Origin of the sequence: Klenkia terrae, from assembly GCF_900491935.1 — a bacterium.
Taxonomy (GTDB): Bacteria; Actinomycetota; Actinomycetes; order Mycobacteriales; family Geodermatophilaceae; genus Klenkia; species Klenkia terrae.
Map to the genome: position 1 here is coordinate 4,197,945 of NZ_UEXK01000004.1, position 17,399 is coordinate 4,215,343.

The following is a 17,399-nucleotide window of genomic DNA, read 5'->3' on the forward strand; positions in this document are numbered from 1 at the left end:
CGTCCTACGGTGCCGCGGTCACCTCGGTGACCTCGAAGGTGCGGGTGGGGGAGACGAACTCCTCCTGCGCCGCGACGGTGAGGATCTCCCGGCTGCCGGCCTCGGCGGTCATCCGCAGCAGGCCGAACACCGAGGACGCCGCGGCACCCAGCGCGCGGGCGGCCGAGCCGGTGGACATCCAGTGCGCCAGGAACAGCGCGGCGATAGCGTCGCCGGCACCGTTGACCGACACCCCCAGCTCGGGGGTGCGGACCCGCCACGCCCGGCCGCCCTCGGCGGCGAGCAGGTCCACCGCGTCGTCCGGGGTGTCCTCGACGTCCAGGCTGGTCACCAGGACGACGCGCGGGCCGGTGGCCTGCAGCGCGGCGACGGCGTCCAGCACCTGGGGCAGCGTGGTCGTCGTCCGGCCGGTGAGCAGGTCGAGCTCGAAGTGGTTGGGGGTGACGACGTCGGCGACGGGGACGGCGACGTCCCGCATGAACTCGGCGATGCCCGGCCGGACGAACACCCCGCGCCCGACGTCGCCGATCACCGGGTCGCAGCAGTAGACGGCGGCCGGGTTGGCCGCCCGGACCCGGGCCACGGTGCCGACGACGGCGTGCCCGATGTCGGCGGACCCGAGGTAGCCCGAGAGCACTGCGTCGCAGCTGCCCAGCACGCCGCGCGCGGCGATGCCCTCGACCACCTCGTCGACGGCCTGGCCGTCGAAGACCCGGCCGGTCCAGGAGCCGTAGCCGGTGTGGTTGGAGAACTGGACGGTGTGCACCGGCCAGACCTCGTGGCCCAGCCGCTGCAGGGGGAAGACCGCGGAGGCGTTGCCGACGTGCCCGTAGGCCACGTGGGACTGGATCGAGAGGACGTTCGCCACGGCGGGGGACCCTACTCAGCCGGTCCGGACCGCCGTCACCACCAGGTTGTCGGTGTAGCTGCGGGCGCCGGCGTCGAAGCTCCCGGTGCAGGTGATCAGCCGGAGGACGTCGTCGGCCGTCGCGCCGAACACCGCGGCGGTCGGGAAGGTGTCCTCGGCGACCTGCTCGGTGCCGGTGACCGTGTAGGTGGCCACCGAGCCGTCGGCGACCGTGAGGTCCACGGTGTCCCCGGCCGCCAGGTCGCGCAGCACGTAGGACACCGCGGGGCCGGCGGTGGAGTCGACGTGGCCCATCAGCACCGTCGGTCCGCGGGCGCCGGGCCGGCCGCCGGGGGTGAACCAACCGACGTCGTCGAAGTCCACCGGCACCTCGGCGGTGCCGTCGTCGGCCACGCCGAGCCCGACGAGGTCCTGCGCGATGCCCAGCGCCGGGATAGACAGCCCGGTGGGGGCGGGCACAGCGGCCGGTGGACGACGAGGTGGACGCCGCCGTCCCGCCGGCGCCGGTCTCGACGCCGCCGACCGGGGACTCCACCAGCTGGCCGCGGACCGCGCCGGCGGCGAAGGCGCTGGTGCGGGTGTCGGTGGAGAACGCCGAGGGGTTCGTCTCGATCTGGTCGAGGGTGAAGCCCTGCCCGGTGTCGGTGCCCTGCGGGGCGAGCCGGGTGGTGAAGGGCCGGCAGCCGGAGCTCACCAGGGTGCCGGTGCCGTCGTCCTCCGGGTCGGGCAGCGCGATCCGCGGCGGGCCGGCCTGCCCGACGGAGGCCTCGTGGATGTGCGTCGCGGTCTTGTCCGGGGACTGGTAGGCGGGTGACCCCGGTGCGTCCACCGCCGCCTCAGAGATCCGAGGTGACCACCACGGCGCCGCTGCTGTCGAGCACCTGAAACCCGATGGCGTCCTCGCGGAGCACGGAGCTGTTGAGGTTGCAGTCCAGCTGGGCCGGGCCGACGCCGAGGAACTCCCCGGCCGGCACCGTGCCGCCGTCGTCCTCGGTGACCTGCACCCGGTACACCTCGCCGGCGGTGAAGCCCGCGCCGTGCAGCCGCACCTCCATGCCCCAGGTGTGCGGGACGACGTCGGCGGTCGCGGCGACGTCGGGCGCGGTCACCTGGACGGCGACCGCCTCCAGCGGGGGCGCGTCCGGCACCGGGCGCACCAGCCAGCCCACCCCGAAGGCCGCCGCGGCGATCCCGACCGCGGCGACCGCGGGGGCCCAGCGACGTCGGCCGGGGCGAGCCTGCCCGGTGGCCTGCTCGGCCGCGATGCCCGCCAGCACCCGGTCGCCCAGCCCGGGCGGCGGAGCCGGCACCTCGTCGAGCCGGTCGGGGTCGACGTCGGCCAGCCGGGCGCGCAGCGGGACCAGGGCGGCCAGCTCGGCCCGGCACGCGGCACAGCCGTCCAGGTGGGCCCGGACCGCTGCCCGCTCGTCGGCGGTGCCGTGGCCCAGTGCGTAGACCCCGAGCTGCTCGCGCAGCTCCCGGTGCTCGTTCACGGCTCCACCCCCATCTCCTCCATCGCCAACCGCAGTGCCTTCAACCCGTAGAAGACCCGGCTGCGCAGTGTGCCCACCGGGATGCCCAGCTCCGCGGCCACCTCGGCGTGCGGGCGGCCGCGCAGGTGGGTCTGCACGATCGCTGCCCGGTGGTCGGCCCCGAGCCGGCCCAGCGCCTCCTCGACCACCCAGGCGTCCACCAGCCGCTCGTCCAGCTCGACCTCGACCGGGACCTCGGCGCCGGCGTCGTCGGTGAGCTGCCGCTGCCACGGCCGGACGGCGAACCGGCGGGTCTCGTCGACCACCACGTTGCGGGCGATGGCGAACAACCAGGTCCGCAGGCTCGCCAGCTGGGGGTCGTAGGAGTCCGCGGCGCGCCAGGCCCGCAGGAACACCTCCTGGACGACGTCCTGCGCGGCGCCCTCGTCGCCGAGCTGGCGCAGCGCCAGTCGGTACAGCTCGGCCCCGTGCGCGGCGTAGGCGGCCCGGGCGTCGAAGGTCTCCACCGGCTCGTCGACCGACCGCAGCCGTCGTGTCCGCACCCGACCGACCATGCCCTGCCTCCTCCCGTGGACGTCCCCGTGGGGGATACGGCTGCCGCGGCGCCGGCGTTCACCCCCGCTGCTACCGGATGGCGGTCACAGGGTGGTCACGATCCGGCCGTGTGCTACCGATAGTGCGGGCATGAGCGCTCACGCAGCCTCCGTCGGACACCCCGGGCGATGCCCGCACTGGTCCGACCCCGCGCACCAGGCCGCGATCACGGCGGCGTACGACTCCCTGTGCGAGGCCCTGACCGGGCCGGTCGCCACCCTCCGCCTCGTCGGCGCACGGTCGCCGCTGGTGCCCCCGGCCCACCGGGTCCGCGAGCTGGGCCGGCTGGCGAAGGCCAGCCAGCTGCCCGCCCGCGCGGCCCTGCTGCGCTGGGGAGCACTGCCGCCGGCCGTGCGGCACGACCTCCTCGACGCCTGGTTCGGCCGCGCCGCCTGACGGCCCTGTCGCAGGGCCCCACGGCGTGCGGAGCACGTCGTGGGGGGCGACAGGGTCCTTCTAGGTGTTGCTCGTCATGACGTTGGTGACGCCGGCGTGGAGGCGTGAGGCGGGTGGTCGGTTCCCGGCGGCGGTGTGTGGTCGGTGGTAGTTGTAGTGCACGGTCCAGACCGCGATCGCCTGGGCTCGTTGGGCTTCGGATGTCCAGGTGCGGGCGTAGAGCAGCTCCTCGGCCAGGATCCGCTGGTAGCGCTCGACCTTGCCGTTGTGCTTGGGCGTGAACGGCCGGGTCCGCTGGTGGCGGCTGGCGTCGAACAGTGACCTGGTGAACGCCCCGGCGCGGTAGCAGGACCCGTTGTCGGTGATGACCCGGGTGATGCGGCCGATGCCGTGGGCGCGGAAGAACGCGCGGGCGCGGGCGAAGAACGCGATGGCGGTCTTGGCGGTCTCGTTGGCCAGGGGTTCGGTGTAGGCCAGTCGGGAGAACCCGTCGATGGCCGAGTGCAGGTAGACGTAGCCGGCCTTCTGGCCGGTCTTGGCCGCGGCGGTCTTGGCGCGTGCGGCGGCGCGGTCACCGTCGCTGCCGCGGCCGTGGGCGCGCCATCCGCCGCCGTCGGGGATGCGGCCGACCTTCTTCACATCGACGTGGATCATGTGCCCGGGGTAGCGGGCGGTGATCTTGCCTGGGGCGCGGTTGTTGTCCCCGTCGGGGTCCAGGAAGCGGCGGCGGTTGATGCCCAGTCGGGCCAGCCACCGTCCGACGGTGGCGGCGCTGATGTCCACACCGTCGCCGTTGAGCTCGGCGGTGATCAACCGCGCGGACCACTTCTTCTCCCGCCGCAGCGCCTCGATGCGGGCTACCACCTCGCCTTCGGTCTGGGTGGGGCTGGCGTGCGGGGCGCTGGAGCGGTCCAGCAGCCCGACCTCGCCAAGGGCGTCGTAGCGGTTCTTCCACTTGGACAGGCACTGCCGGGACACACCGGCCTCAGCAGCGATGTGCGCGATCGGACGGGTAGCGCACCGGTCGATCAACCGCAGCCGGCCAGCAGGGGTCAAGGGCGCGTTAGCGTGGGACAAGACGGGTCTCCGGGTCGGTCAGGACGTGTGGTCAGCGCTTCACATCCTGCCGCCGGGGACCCGTCCTACGTCCCGGCCCCTACCGCCCCGCTGTCAACAACCTCATGCACCGCAACATCTAGGCGTCGATGACGACCGGGATGATCATCGGGCTGCGGCGGCCGTTGCGGTGCGCCCAGGTGGCCACCGCGCGGGTGATGAGCTGCTCGAGCTGCAGCGCCCCGCCGACGCCCTCCTCGGCCGCCTTCGCCAGCGCCTTCTCGATCAGCGGCACCACGGTGTCGAAGGTGCCCTCGTCGTGCACGAAGCCGCGGGCCAGGAAGTCCGGCGCCTCGGCCAGCAGGCCGGTGTCGGCGTCGACGATGGCGACCACCGTGATGACGCCCTCCTCGGCCAGGTTGCGCCGGTCCTTCAGCGAGGCCTCGGTGGCCCCGCCGACCGTCGCGCCGTCGACGTAGACGTTGCCGGCGCTGACCTTGCCGGTGATCCGGACCTTGCCGCCGACCAGGTCGACGACGTTGCCGTCCTCGGCCAGCACGACCCCGCGGGGGTGCACACCGGTCTTGATCGCCAGCTCGCCGTTGGCCTTGAGGTGGCGCCACTCGCCGTGCACCGGCATGACGTTGCGCGGCTTGACGATGTTGTAGCAGTAGACGAGCTCGCCGGCGCTGGCGTGGCCGGAGACGTGCACCTTGGCGTTGCCCTTGTGCACCACGTTGGCGCCCCAGCGGGTGAGCTCGTTGATGATCCGGTAGATCGCGTTCTCGTTGCCCGGGATGAGCGAGCTGGCCATCAGGACGGTGTCGCCCTCGGAGATGCGGATGACGTGGTCGCGGTTGGCCATCCGGGACAGCGCGGCCATCGGCTCGCCCTGCGACCCGGTGCAGATGACGCACACCTGGTCGGCGGGCAGCTTGTCCATCTGCTTGAGGTCGACGACCAGGCCCTGCGGCACGTCGAGGTAGCCCAGCTCGCGGGCGATCCCCATGTTGCGGACCATCGAGCGGCCGACGAAGGCCACCTTGCGGCCGTGGGCGTGCGCGGCGTTGAGCACCTGCTGGATGCGGTGCACGTGGCTGGCGAAGCTGGACACGATGACCCGCTTGGGCGCGGTGCGGAACACGGTGTCGATGGCGGGGACGAGGTCGCCCTCGCTGAGGGTGAAGCCGGGGACCTCCGCGTTGGTGGAGTCGGTGAGGAAGAGGTCGACCCCCTCCTCGCCGAGCCGGGCGAACCCGCGCAGGTCGGTGATCCGCTGGTCCAGCGGGAACTGGTCCATCTTGAAGTCACCGGTGTGCAGGACCAACCCGGCCGGGGTGCGGATGGCCACGGCCAGCGCGTCGGGGATCGAGTGGTTGACCGCGAGGAACTCGGTGTCGAAGGGGCCCAGCGGCAGCCGCTCGCCCTCGGCGACCTGCCGGAGCACCGGCTTGATCTTGTGCTCCTCGAGCTTGGCCGAGATGAAGGCCAGCGTGAGCTTGGACCCGACCAGCGGGATGTCGCGGCGCTCGCGCAGCAGGTAGGGCACGCCGCCGATGTGGTCCTCGTGGCCGTGCGTGAGCACGATCGCCTCGATGTCGTCCAGCCGGTCCCGGATGGAGGTGAAGTCGGGGAGGATGACGTCGACGCCGGGCTGGTGCTCCTCGGGGAACAGCACGCCGCAGTCGACGACGAGCAGCTTGCCGGCGTACTCGAAGACCGTCATGTTGCGGCCGATCTCGCCGAGCCCGCCCAGCGCGACGATCCGCAGGCCCCCCTCCGAGAGGGGCGGCGGGGTCTTCAGCTCGGGGTGCGTGCGGCTCATGGGTGCCACGCTACGGGGCCCCACCGACAGGACCGGCTGCGGCTCGGGTCAGGAGGCGGACGGTGACGACACGCGGGGCTCGAGCAGCACCACCGGGATGCGTCGTCGGGTGCGCCGCTGGTACTCCACGTACGAGGGGAACGTGCCGCAGGCCAGCGACCACCAGGCCGACCGCTCGGCACCGCTGACCTCGCGGGCCCGCAGGTCCAGCCGCAGGTCGCCGTCGCGCAGCTCGACGTCGGGGGAGGCCAGCACGTTGGCGTACCAGTGCGGGTGCGCCGGCCCGCCGCGGGTCGAGGCGACCGCCGCGTAGACCCCGCGCATCTCCACCCGCATCAGCGGGGTCTTGCGCACCAGACCCGTGCGCCGTCCGCGGTGGGTGAGCAGCACCACCGCCCGCCCGCCGAACGCCGTCCCGGTGTCCTCGATGTGGGCGACCTCGTCGGCCACCCACGGCACCGGGCTCGGCGCGTACTCCCCGTCGACGGCCACGACGAGCAGTCTGCCCGGCGGTCCGACGGACGCCCGACCGTCCGTGCCGGCCGCCTGGGCGGTCTCACCCGTGCGGGGCAGCGGGGACACCACCGGACACCCGGGGTCGCTACCGTTCCCCACGATGAGCAGCGGTCCCGACCCGGAGACACCGGGTGGCCCGGTCACCGAGGTCGTGCGCGGCCCGGTGGCCCGGTGGTGGCGACCCGTGCTGGGCGGGGTCCTCGCGGTGGGCACCGTGGTGGTCCTCGTCGTCTTCTGGCGGTCCGTCGTCGGCTGGTTCGAGACGCTCGCGGGCACCGACCTGCGGTGGGCGTTCGCCGCGGCCGCCGTCCAGCTGCTGTCGATGCAGTGCCTGGTCTGGCAGCAGCAGCTGCTGCTGCGCTCGGGCGGCGGGGTGGCCCCGCAGGGCAGCCTGACCGCGACGGTCTACGGCGGCAACGCGATCGCCGTCGGCCTGCCGCTCGCGGGGTCGGCGGCCAGCGTGGCCTACGCCTTCCGCCGGATGCGCGACCTGGGCAACAGCGCCGTGCTGGTCAGCTGGACCCTCGCCGTCTCCGGGGTGTGCTCGACGGTCGCGCTGGCCGCCGTCGTGGCGGTGAGCTCGGCGGCCACCGGGAGCACGGCCGGCGCGGTGGTGGCCTCGGTGGCGTCGGTCGCCGCCGTCGTCCCGGTCCTCACCTTGCTCGCCGTCACCCGCAGCCCCGAGGCCAAGCACCTGGTGGTCAAGCTGCTGATGGCCGTGCTGGCCCCGCTCTCGCGGTGGTTCAAGGTGCTGCGCCCGGCCGTGGTGGGCCCGGCCGTCGAGGACGCGCTGACCTCGCTGGGGGCCATCCGCCCCGGGGTGCGCAACGCGTCGGCCGCCGGCCTGCTGGCCCTGGCCAACTGGGTGCTGGACGCGGTCACCCTCGGCCTCGCCGCGCTCGCGGTCGGGTCGGGGCTGCCCTGGCAGGGCGTCGTGCTGGCCTGGGCGGCCGGGGCGCTGGTGTCCTCGACCCGGCTGACCCCCGGCGGCATCGGTGTGGTCGAGGCGGCGCTGGCCTCCGCGCTGGTCGCCGCGGGCATGCCGGCCGCCCAGGCGGTGCCGGTCGTGGTCGTCTACCGGTTGGTCAGCCTGTGGTTGCTGGCGGCGGTGGGCGCGCTGTGCCTGGTGCTGGCGCCGCGACCGGTGCACCCTGCGGAGGGGTGATCGCGTCGGGTGGGACGCTGGGCACGGACAGACGCAGGTTTCGCAGAGCAGTCGAGTGCAGGAGCAGGGCATGCCGCAGGGGTTCGTGAAGTGGTTCAACGCCGAGAAGGGGTTCGGTTTCATCGGACCCGACGACGGCGGTGAGGACGTCTTCGTGCACTTCTCGGCCATCGAGGAGTCCGGTGGGTTCCGCAGCCTGGACGAGGGCGCGCGGGTCGAGTACGAGGCGAGCCCGGGCCAGCGCGGCCTGCAGGCCGACCGGGTGAGCCCGCTGGGCGGCCCGCCGGTGCAGGTCGACCGCTCGCAGTCCCGCGAGCCCCGCCGCGACGACCGGCGTGATGACCGTCGCGAGGAGCGCGCGCCCCGCCGCGAGGCGCCCCGCCGGGAGGCCCCGCGCCGCGAGGCGCCCCGGGCGTCCGCCGGTGGCGGCGCCGAGGGCACGGTGCAGTTCTTCAACTCCGAGAAGGGGTTCGGCTTCATCACCCCGGACGACGGCGGCGACGACGTCTTCGTGCACTTCTCCGCGATCGCCGACGACGGTGGCTACCGCTCCCTCGAGGAGGGCCAGCGCGTGCTGTTCGAGGCGGCGCAGGGTGACCGCGGGCTGCAGGCAACCCACGTCGAGCCCCTCGCCGGTGGCGGCGGCGGCCACGACGCCGGGTACGACGACGGCGGGTACGACGGCGGCGGCGCGGCCGGCTCGGGCCTGCCCCAGGCCACCGTGCGCTTCTTCAACGCCGAGAAGGGCTTCGGCTTCCTGCAGCCCGACGACGGCGGGGACGACGTCTTCGTGCACTTCTCCGCGATCGCCGACGACGGCGGCTACCGCTCCCTCGACGAGGGCCAGCGCGTGGAGTTCGAGGCCGCGCAGGGCGACCGCGGGCTGCAGGCCACCCACGTGCAGCCGCTGGGCTCCACCGGCGGTGGCGGCCCGCGCGGCAACGCCGGCGGGTACGGCGGCGGCTCCGGGCTGGCCCAGGGCACCGTCCGGTTCTTCAACGCCGACAAGGGCTTCGGGTTCGTCGAGCCCGACGACGGGTCGCGCGACGTGTTCGTGCACTTCTCCGTGATCGAGGACGACGGCGGCTACGGCGACCTCGAGGAGGGCCAGCGCGTCGAGTTCGCGGCCAGCCAGGGTGACCGCGGTCCGCAGGCCGACGTCGTCCGTCCGCTGGACTCCGCCGGCCCGCCGCCGCGGCGCGACCCGGCCCGCCGCGAGGCACGCCGGGACCCCTCCCGGTCGACCCCGCGGGAGCGCTCGCGCAGCGCCGCGCGGGCGGTGCCGACCCCCATCGAGGGCGGTCAGGAGGGCACCGTGAAGTGGTTCCACGCGGAGAAGGGGTTCGGCTTCATCGCACCCGACGACGGCAGCGCCGACGTGTTCGTGCACTTCTCGGCGATCGCCGACCGCGGCGGCTACCGGGACCTCGAGGAGGGCCAGCGGGTGCAGTTCACCGCCACCCCCGCCGAGCGCGGCCCCCAGGCCGACGCGGTGGAGCCGATCTAGGCAGTCACTGCTGCAGCACGTCGCGGCCGGCACCGGCCACCGGGAAGGTGGCGGTGCCGGCCGTCGCCGTCCCGGGGTCCTCGCGGGTGAGGAAGGTGGTCCAGCCGAACCCGTCGACGAGCTCGGGCACGAGGGTCTCGTCGCTGCTCGGGAAGCCCAGCACGACGCGGACCCCCGGTGGTGCGGCGACCACCACGGTGCGGGTGTAGGCGTCGCCGACGTCCACGCAGGTGGCCGCCACGACCAGGTCGACGATGTCGGTCCCGGCCGGGTAGCCGGTGCTCCCGCAGCCGCCGCCGAAGGACAGGACCGTGCTGCCGTCCTCCGCGGTCGTCTGGGCTGCGGTGCCGGTGGTGGTGACGACGGCGCCGCCGGGGAGGACGACGGCCAAGCTGACGACGTCCAGCGTGCCGCCGGCCGCGGCGGGCAGGGTGCCGGCGCCCAGGACGGTGACCTCGAGGTCCTCCTCGGCCCACCCGGTCGCGGCGACGACGGTGGACAGCGCCGATGCGTAGGCCCCGGCGGCGGCGGTCGGGGCGCCGGACCGGCTGGGCGGGCCGGTGCCGCCGGTCCCGACGTCGAGGTGGACGGGGGTGCTCGAGACGGGCCAGATGTCCTCGGTGAGGTCGCCCGGTCGCCCGACCTGGAGCCGGATGCCGGCGTCGCTGGTGCGGTCGAGGGTGGTGGCGGCGACCCCTCCCCGGGAGGGGACGTCGACGTAGGTCCGTCCTGCGGCGCCCGTGGCCGGGTCGACGTCGACCCCGGCCGAGACCCGCACGGTGTCGCCGTCCTCGGTGAGGACCACGAGGCGGGTCGTGCCGGCGGCCGGGTCGGGCAGCGAGACAGCCATGCCGGCCGAGCCGAACGGGGTCGAGAAGCCGACGGTGTGCACGTCCAGCCGGGCTGCCGCGGTGCCGGCCGGCCCGGTCAGCCACGCGAGGTCCATCTGCCCGGCGCCCGGGTGCATCATCAGGACCGCGCGGATGCCCTCGACGTCGTCGGCGTAGAGGACCCGGTAGTCCGCGCCGGTCGCGCCCTCGGCGTCGAGTCGCCGCCGCAGCTGGGCGAGCAGGTCCTCGTCGTCGGCGAGCGCCCCACGGGGTGGGAGGGCGAAGATCCCGCGCAGCTCGGCTGCCGTCGTCGTCCTGGACGGGGTGGCGGTCGCCGTCGCCGTCGCCGCTGGGTCGGGCGCCGTGTCCGGCAGCCATGCGCCACCCGCGACCAGCCCGGCCACGGCGGTGACGGCGAGGAGGGCCTGGCAGGTGTGCCGGGTCCGGGTGCCGCGGACTGCGGCGGTGACGGTGTCGTCGTCCAGGGTGCCCGCGTCGCAGAGGCCGGCGAGGTCGTCGAGGCGGCGGGGCAGCACGTTGGGGTCGACCGGCAGCCGACCGGCCGCGGCCTCGGGGTCGGCGCCAGGGACGAGGGCGGTGATCTGTTCGGGAGCGAGGTCCTCGAACCACCGCAGCACGACGGCGGTGCGGTCGTCGCGGCCGAGGTCGTCGAGGGCGTCGGCGAGCTGGTGGGCGGCAGCGGCGGCTTCCGGCGAGCTCCACCAGGGGACGGCAGGCGTGCCCTGGATGCTTGCCCGGCCGGTGAGCCGCCATCGGCTGCGGTGGGCGCGGACGAGGGCGTCGAGGGCGGTTCGCCGATCGGCGATCGGCGGGCGCCGCCGGGCGAGGGTGCGGACGACGAGCTGCCGGGCCGCCGCCTGGTCCCCGGTCAGGAGGTAGGCCGTCGGCAGCAGCTCCCGCCAGTGCGCCCGGACCAGGTCGTCGCGAGCCGCCACGGCTCCAGTGAACTGCACCGGCGGGTAGCGGGCGAGGTCTGTGGGTCCTGGGGCCGGGATCGGGTCGGACGGGTCCCGGTGGTCCAGGGGCAGGCGTGTGCCGGCGACGTCTAGAACGGTGCTGGGTCGGCCTCGGGATCGTGCGGCGGTGGCGGTGCGTCCAGCAGGTCGAGGACCTTACCCATCGCGGGTGGTCGGGTGGTCCGGGTCGTGCCGCCGGGCGTGGTCACGTGCAGGGTGCCGTCGGCGTCGATGGCGAACCGCCAGCCGGGCGCGTGCGTCTTGAGCCGGTGGTGCCGTCGGCAGAGCATGGCCAGGTTGCTGACGCAGGTGGGTCCGCCGCGTTCGGGGTTGGCGTGGTCGTAGGGGATGACGTGGTCGGCGTCGCAGGCCCGGGCGACTTGTCGGCAGCCGGGGAAGCGGCAGTGCCGGTCGCGGGCGCGCAGGTACCGGTACTGGGCGGCGGTTGGTGTGTAGCCAGGTGCTGGTGGTGGCGGCCCGAGTCCGCGCCCGGCTTTCGCTGCGGCGACGACCTCCTCGGGGGTGGCGACGGCGAGCAGTCGGCCGCGCTCGCCGGTGACGGTGAGGTCGAGGTCTCCGCCGTCGGGGTGGGTCAGGCCGAGGGCATCGATCCGTTGCAGCAGGGACCGCACCGCGGCCGGGGTGACCGGCAATCCGCCGACGTGCCCGACCCGGCTCCCGCCACCCGCATCACCGGCGGCAGGGACGCAGGTCGCCGCGTCCTCGGCCGCCCCGTCGTCGGCCGCCGCGTCCTCGGCCGCTCCGTCCTCGGCCGCTCCGTCCTCCGACATTCCGTCGCTGGGGACGGTGCCCTCGGTTGTTGCCGAGTCGGCCTGCGCCGGGGCGTCGGGGTGGAGGTCGGCTAGGTNACCCACCCCGACGGCGGGGTCCTGGGCTTCCCAGGGGCGGGTGATGAGGGTGGCGACCAGTTCGGTCTCGATCTCCCCGGCCCGGCGGTCATCACCGTCGGCCTTGCGCTCCCGGGCGAACGCCGCCAGCTGGGCCTTCACCAGCTTCGCGGTCGCGGCCTCCATGCCGTTCACCCGCACGTCAGCCAGGCCGTCGCCGGTGCCCTGCACCCGCACCCCGGCCTCCCGCTTGCGCAACTCCCGCCGTCGGTCCGCAGCCGCAGGATCCGCAGCGATCAGCGCGGCCTCGAGCCGGTCGCGCAGCGTCGAGGGCGCGCACCCGGCCGCGGCCCACGCCACCCCACGCGCGGCGACCACGTCGACGATCGCGTCGTCGACCGGGCCGCCCCACGACCGGGCCTGGTACCGCATCGCCCGCACGATCGCCTTGGCGCGGGTCTCGTCGATCCGCTGATCAGCCAACGCCTCCCACACCGCCGGGAACTGGCGGACCAGCGTGAGGTCGTCATCGACCAGGTACCGAGCCGACCCGACCGACATGTTCAGCAGCACTGCGACCTCGTCGGGCAGGAAATCGTCCGCGGTCTGCAGCGACGGGTCAAGATCCGGGTCGGCCTCGGGGCGGGTATCGGTGCGCGCGCCGGGGGCGAAGGGCAGCGGCTGGCGAGCACCGAGGGTGGCTTTGCGCTCGACGAGGCCGGCGCGGTACGCGGCCAGGGCCGACATCTGCTTGGCCACCGAGGCCAGCTCGGCGTCCAATTCGGTACCGGAGAGCCCGGCGGTGGCCGCGAGCTCGGTCAGCCGTGGGACCGGCGCGGCGTCGACGGGGACGGCGGTGACGTAGGGGGTGACCTCCACCCGGAACCGTCGCGCCGTCGCTGTCATGGACCTAGTCCACCAGAGGGGTCTGACAAAAACGGCCAACAGAACAGGCCTTTGACCTGCTGATTATCAGTGGCTCCGCCGCCACTGGCAGTGACGGAAGCCGCTGATCCCCCGCACGGCCAGCTGGGGGTCATCGACGCTCACCCAGCTGCCGCTGGTCGCGACGCGGCGACGCTGGTGGAGGTGTTCGTTGTGTGCTCCGGGCCCTGAGCCAGCTCGACCTTCGGCGCAGCGGCGTCGCTCGCTCTGTGGTGCAGCCCGATCGCCCCACGGTCATGTCGACCAGCGGGTCGAACACGACGGGCCCGCCGACCGACGCCTCGACGGCGGGCCGGCGTAGGTAGACCAGCAGTTGCTCGCAGCCGGCCTTCCCAGGTCATGTGACGTGCCCGGTGGGCGGGACGCGGAGCAGGGACAGCGGCGCCCGGATGGCCGCACGTGGCAGGGCTGTGGCCGCACTCGGCCCGGTGACGCGCCCGGTCAGCTGGGCGGGATGGTCGGGACTGCTCGACGCGGACGCAGCGCGGAGAACGGTGCTCGGTTGATCGCGGCCGACAAGCTGCGCCTGGACCTCCGTGCCTTGACCGCCGTATCCGGGGGCCGTGCCCCGGGCGGACATGGCCGGATAGCTCGCACGGACGGCCCCGCCCCGGACCGCCGCGCCCGGCCGACCACGGAGCAGAGCCGATCCAGCACGGCACCGTCGCGGCCCGTCCGGCGGCACCGCCGGCTCGACCTCGCTACCCCCGGTGCAGCCGCACGTGCAGCTCGCGCACCCGCGCCGACAGCTCCTCGTCCGGACCGTCGACGGGGATGCCGGGCGCGACGACGGTGACCGGCAGGGTGGCGACCGGTCCGGGCGCGACCCCGAGCTCGGTCAGCCACGCGGCCAGCTGCGCCGAGGAGCTGGCGTAGACGATCCGGCCCAGGCCCACCCACGCGTGCGCCGCCGAGCACATCGGGCAGTGCTCGCCGGACGTGTAGACCGTCGCCGCGGGGCGGTCGGCGGGGTCCATGTGCTCGGCGGCCCAGCGGGCCAGCTCGAACTCCGGGTGCCGGGTCGAGTCCCCGCCGGCGATCCGGTTGCGGTCCTCGGCGAGCACGGTGCCGTCGGCGGCCACCAGCACCGACCCGAACGGCTCGTCGCCGGCCACCAGCGCCTCCTCCGCCAGCTCCACGCACCGCACCAGGTGGGCCCGGTCGACCTCGGACAGGCTCACAGCGACACCACGACGCCCTCGGTCGCACTCCGTCGCGCAGCGTCCAGCACCCGCGCGGTGGCCACGGCGTCCCGCGGGTCGACCGGCACCGGGCCGGTGCCGCGCACGGCGGCCGCGAACGCCGGGTAGAACGTGTCCCACCGGCCGCGCTCGCTGGGCACCACCGTCGACTCGGCCCCGCGCTGCAGCCGGCCCCAGGCCGTCTCGGGCTCGGTGCCCCAGTCCGCGGTGGCGGGCGAGGTGCCGGCGATCAGCGCGAACTCCTGGCCGTCCATCGCGCCCATCCCGTTCTCCAGCACCTGGTCGCCCACCACGTAGGACCCCGCCGTCCCCACCACGCGGAACCGCGGCCCCGGCGCACCGGTGCGCCAGCTGCCGCCCAGCACCGACCGCGCCCCGGACACGTGGTCCAGCACCACCAGCACGTCGTCGTCCAGCCCGGACTCCCGCAGCGACCAGCGGGCGAACACCGAGCCGACCGGGCCCAGCAGCACCAGCGCCTGGTCGACCAGGTGGCTGCCGAAGTCCCGCAGCGTGCCGCCGCCGGCCGCCCCCGGGCCGTCGCCGTCGCTCATCCGCTCGAACCGGGACTCCAGCGTGCGCACCTCGCCCAGCGCGCCCTCGTCGACCAGCCGGCGCAGGGTCAGGAAGTCGGAGTCCCAGCGCCGGTTCTGGTACGGCGCCAGGGCCAGGCCGGCGGCGGCCGCCCGGTCCACCGAGGCCTGCGCGGCCGCCGCGTCCAGCGCGAAGGGCTTGTCGCAGACCACGGCCAGGCCGAGGTCCAGCGCCCGGTCGGTCAGCGGGCTGTGCGTGTCGGCCGGGGTCGAGATCGCCACCGCCTCCGCGCCGGCCTCGACCAGCGCCTCCAGCGAGTCGAAGCACGCCGCCGACGGGTGCTCCTGGGCCACCAGCGCCCGCCGCTCCGGCGACGTGGTCACCACGCCGAGGAAGTCCACGCCCTGCGCCGCGGCCAGCAGCGGGGCGTGGAAGTACCGCCCGCCGAAGCCGTAGCCGACCAACCCGAACCGCACCGCACCGTCGTCCATGACGGGGAGTCTGACTCAGCAGGGCAGGTCGTGGTCCAGCAGGCGCCCGTCGCGCTCGACGACGTACTGGCTGAGGACGACGTCGCCCCCGGCGGTCAGCGGGGTGTCGCTGCAGTGCAGCGCGGCCTCCCCGCGGGACAGCGCCCCGGCCAGCCAGCTGTCCAGCTCGTACAGCGGGCTCCCCGGCGGCACCCACCCGACGATCTGCTGCCACTGCTGCCCGGTGGAGTACAGGCCGATCCGCGCCCCGGTGGAGGCCAGGTAGTCGGTCATGCCCTCCAGCGCCGCCCGGTTGTTCGCCAGGGACGCGGCGGTGCCGGATTGCCAGGTGTTCATCGTCTCGACGTCGAGCCACCAGACCAGCTCGGCCGGGACGACGTCCACCCCGGCGGTGCGTGCGGCGGGCAGCAGGAAGCCGTGGATGTCCACCGAGGCGCGGGTCTGGCCGTAGACCCACGAGCAGGCTCGGTCGTTGTCGCCGGTGCAGGAGCCGTACGGGGTGTCCCCGCTGCGCGGCCAGGTGCTGATCTCGTCCTGCAGGTGGCCGGGGTTCGCGGTGTTGACGTAGACCTGCAGCGGCGGGTGGGCCGCGGCGCCCCCGGGGGCCCGGGCCGCCCGGGCCAGCTGCTCGGCCAGGCAGGGGTTCGCGGTGGTGGCCACCCCGCCGTTCACGCCGACGACCCCGAAGTCCGCCCCGGTCGGCAGCGGGGTGCCGCACTGGGGGTACGAGACGTCGAAACCGGTCACCGGGTCACCGGGAGCGGCGGCGGCGACGCCCGGGGACAGCACGACGACCACTGCCCCCGCCAGCCCGGCGAGGGATCGCCGGAGGGCCCCCATGCTGGCGACGGTACCGCGCCGGTCGGCGTCCTAGGGTGACCGCGTGACCCCGCCGGCCGACCGCGACGCGCGGGTCGGCGACGTCGCCCTGCAGGTCCTGGCGGTCGTGCAGGACATCGAGCAGCGGTGGGGCGAGGTGCTGCTGCGGGGCGGGCTCACCGGCACCCAGCTGACGCTGCTGCGCTCCATGGTCGACCACGGGCCCACCGCGCTGGACGCCGTCGCCGCCCACCTGCACTGCGACCGCGCCATGGCCGAGGTCGCCGTCGACCGGCTGACGGCCCGCGGCCTGGTCCGGCGGGCGCCGGACGGCCGGGTCGAGATCGCGCCGCGGGGCAGCCACTTCGTCGGCGAGGTCTGGGCCGAGATGGCGGCCCGGACGTCGGTCGGCCGGCTGGACGACGAACAGCCGGCCCAGCTGTCCGAGCTGCTCACCCTGATGGTCGGACCGCCGAACGCCTGACGGGGGAGGTTAGCGGGCCGCCTCGTGCAGCCGCAGCCGGGCCAGCAGGTCACCCAGGACCAGCCGGGTGTCGACCTGGGTGTACCGCCGACGCGGCGCGGCCCGGGCCCGACGGGCAGGTCGACCCACCCGCTGGACTCCGTGCCCAGCGCGGTGACCAGCAGCGGCGCGCTGTCGCCCAGCGGCCAGACGCCGCCCACCCGCAGCCAGTCCGGCGGGCTGGTGAACCGCTCCCACAGCCATCGGCCCAGCGCGCCGGTGGTGGCCAGGTCGGCCTCGAGCTCGGCGACCGAGACGGGCCAGCTGCCGGTAGGTCTCCTGCGGGAAGAGGTGGACGGCGAGGTCGCGGTGTCCGAGCACGAACTCCGCGGCCCGCGGGTCGGTGTCCCGGTTGTACTCGAACCCGTCGGTCTCGGTCCCGCCCACCCAGACCAGGGTGCAGCGGCCGACGATCGACGGGTCCGCCGCCAGGGCGTCGGCGACGGTGGTCAACGGGCCCCCGCAGACGAGCACCAGCGGCAGCGCGTCGTCGGCCAGCGCCGCGGCGATGACCGCGTCCGCGGCCGCCGACGTCCCGGTCCCGTCGTAGACCCCCTCCCGGCCGGCGAACACCGGTACCGGGGTGCCGGTCATCCGGGTGAGCTCCTCGGCCAGCGCGGCGCCCGCGGCCGCCGAGGAGGCGGGCGACGGGAACTGCGGGTTCAGGCAGGTGCTGGTGACCGCGACGACCCGGTTGGCGGGGGACAGCAGGTGGTGGGCGAGTGCCACCAGGCCGTCGGGGTCCCCGGAGAAGTCGTTGTCCACCACCACGCGGCAGGTCGGCGCGATGTGCGGGGCAGCGGTGGTCAT

16 protein-coding genes and 1 pseudogene are annotated in these 17,399 nt (G+C 74.8%); 4 read left to right on the forward strand and 13 right to left on the reverse strand.

Translation table 11 applies throughout. The features are described from left to right. Positions 1-4: 4 nt before the first annotated feature. From pdxY to LFA75_RS20880, 5 genes and pseudogenes are all read right to left on the reverse strand, one after another. Positions 5-868, reverse strand: a complete 864-nt coding sequence (gene pdxY, locus LFA75_RS20860) for a pyridoxal kinase PdxY (protein WP_225235508.1) — start codon at positions 866-868, stop codon at positions 5-7. Between the two features lie 15 nt (positions 869-883). Next, on the reverse strand, positions 884-1,327 hold the full coding sequence (locus LFA75_RS20865) for a class F sortase (protein WP_225236099.1): 444 nt from the start codon (positions 1,325-1,327) through the stop codon (positions 884-886). Positions 1,328-1,463: 136 nt separating this feature from the next. Further along, positions 1,464-1,697, reverse strand: a pseudogene (locus LFA75_RS24185) (CHRD domain-containing protein); the annotation flags it as partial. A gap of 7 nt (positions 1,698-1,704) precedes the next feature. Then, complete coding sequence (locus LFA75_RS20875; RefSeq protein WP_225235509.1) at positions 1,705-2,361, reverse strand: zf-HC2 domain-containing protein; 657 nt, start codon at positions 2,359-2,361, stop codon at positions 1,705-1,707. Next, the gene (locus LFA75_RS20880) at positions 2,358-2,915 is read right to left on the reverse strand and encodes a sigma-70 family RNA polymerase sigma factor (RefSeq protein WP_225235510.1); all 558 of its coding nucleotides are present in this window, start codon (positions 2,913-2,915) and stop codon (positions 2,358-2,360) included. Before LFA75_RS20880 ends, LFA75_RS20875 begins: the two co-directional genes overlap by 4 nt. Positions 2,916-3,045: 130 nt before the next feature. Between LFA75_RS20880 and LFA75_RS20885 the strand changes: the two genes are divergently transcribed. Next, positions 3,046-3,351, forward strand: a complete 306-nt coding sequence (locus LFA75_RS20885) for a hypothetical protein (RefSeq protein WP_225235511.1) — start codon at positions 3,046-3,048, stop codon at positions 3,349-3,351. A 60-nt stretch (positions 3,352-3,411) separates the two neighbouring features. Here the strand turns inward: LFA75_RS20885 and LFA75_RS20890 are convergent, their stop codons facing one another. The 3 genes from LFA75_RS20890 to LFA75_RS20900 all read right to left on the reverse strand — a co-directional run bounded on the left by LFA75_RS20890 (position 3,412) and on the right by LFA75_RS20900 (position 6,724). Further along, complete coding sequence (locus tag LFA75_RS20890) at positions 3,412-4,428, reverse strand: IS481 family transposase (RefSeq protein ID WP_225234104.1); 1,017 nt, start codon at positions 4,426-4,428, stop codon at positions 3,412-3,414. Between the two features lie 118 nt (positions 4,429-4,546). Beyond that, positions 4,547-6,232 carry a ribonuclease J gene (locus LFA75_RS20895; protein WP_225235512.1) on the reverse strand — a complete coding sequence of 562 codons (1,686 nt, stop codon included), beginning with the start codon at positions 6,230-6,232 and terminating at the stop codon, positions 4,547-4,549. 48 nt (positions 6,233-6,280) lie between these two features. After that, positions 6,281-6,724: a nitroreductase/quinone reductase family protein gene (locus tag LFA75_RS20900; protein WP_225235513.1), complete on the reverse strand. Its 444-nt coding sequence runs from the start codon at positions 6,722-6,724 to the stop codon at positions 6,281-6,283. 124 nt (positions 6,725-6,848) lie between these two features. Between LFA75_RS20900 and LFA75_RS20905 the strand changes: the two genes are divergently transcribed. Together LFA75_RS20905 and LFA75_RS24340 are read left to right on the forward strand one after the other, a co-directional pair. Further along, positions 6,849-7,913, forward strand: coding sequence for a lysylphosphatidylglycerol synthase transmembrane domain-containing protein (locus LFA75_RS20905; protein ID WP_225235514.1), 1,065 nt, complete (start codon positions 6,849-6,851; stop codon positions 7,911-7,913). A gap of 70 nt (positions 7,914-7,983) precedes the next feature. After that, complete coding sequence (locus LFA75_RS24340; protein ID WP_455428465.1) at positions 7,984-9,420, forward strand: cold-shock protein; 1,437 nt, start codon at positions 7,984-7,986, stop codon at positions 9,418-9,420. A gap of 4 nt (positions 9,421-9,424) precedes the next feature. Here LFA75_RS24340 and LFA75_RS20935 read toward each other — a convergent pair whose 3' ends face one another. From LFA75_RS20935 to LFA75_RS20950, 4 genes are all read right to left on the reverse strand, one after another. After that, positions 9,425-11,206, reverse strand: a complete 1,782-nt coding sequence (locus LFA75_RS20935; protein ID WP_225235515.1) for a SigE family RNA polymerase sigma factor — start codon at positions 11,204-11,206, stop codon at positions 9,425-9,427. A 2,515-nt stretch (positions 11,207-13,721) separates the two neighbouring features. Beyond that, on the reverse strand, positions 13,722-14,201 hold the full coding sequence (locus LFA75_RS20940) for a nucleoside deaminase (RefSeq protein ID WP_225235516.1): 480 nt from the start codon (positions 14,199-14,201) through the stop codon (positions 13,722-13,724). Next, positions 14,198-15,247, reverse strand: a complete 1,050-nt coding sequence (locus LFA75_RS20945; protein WP_225235517.1) for a Gfo/Idh/MocA family protein — start codon at positions 15,245-15,247, stop codon at positions 14,198-14,200. The genes LFA75_RS20940 and LFA75_RS20945 overlap by 4 nt, the downstream gene beginning before the upstream one ends. 15 nt (positions 15,248-15,262) lie before the next feature. Further along, on the reverse strand, positions 15,263-16,087 hold the full coding sequence (locus LFA75_RS20950) for a glycoside hydrolase family 25 domain-containing protein (protein WP_225235518.1): 825 nt from the start codon (positions 16,085-16,087) through the stop codon (positions 15,263-15,265). Between the two features lie 43 nt (positions 16,088-16,130). On the opposite strand from LFA75_RS20950, the gene LFA75_RS20955 reads away from it, so the two are divergent. Continuing rightward, the gene (locus LFA75_RS20955; protein WP_225235519.1) at positions 16,131-16,550 is read left to right on the forward strand and encodes a MarR family winged helix-turn-helix transcriptional regulator; all 420 of its coding nucleotides are present in this window, start codon (positions 16,131-16,133) and stop codon (positions 16,548-16,550) included. Between the two features lie 9 nt (positions 16,551-16,559). Here the strand turns inward: LFA75_RS20955 and LFA75_RS20960 are convergent, their stop codons facing one another. Continuing rightward, positions 16,560-17,399: a nucleoside hydrolase gene (locus LFA75_RS20960; protein WP_225235520.1), complete on the reverse strand. Its 840-nt coding sequence runs from the start codon at positions 17,397-17,399 to the stop codon at positions 16,560-16,562.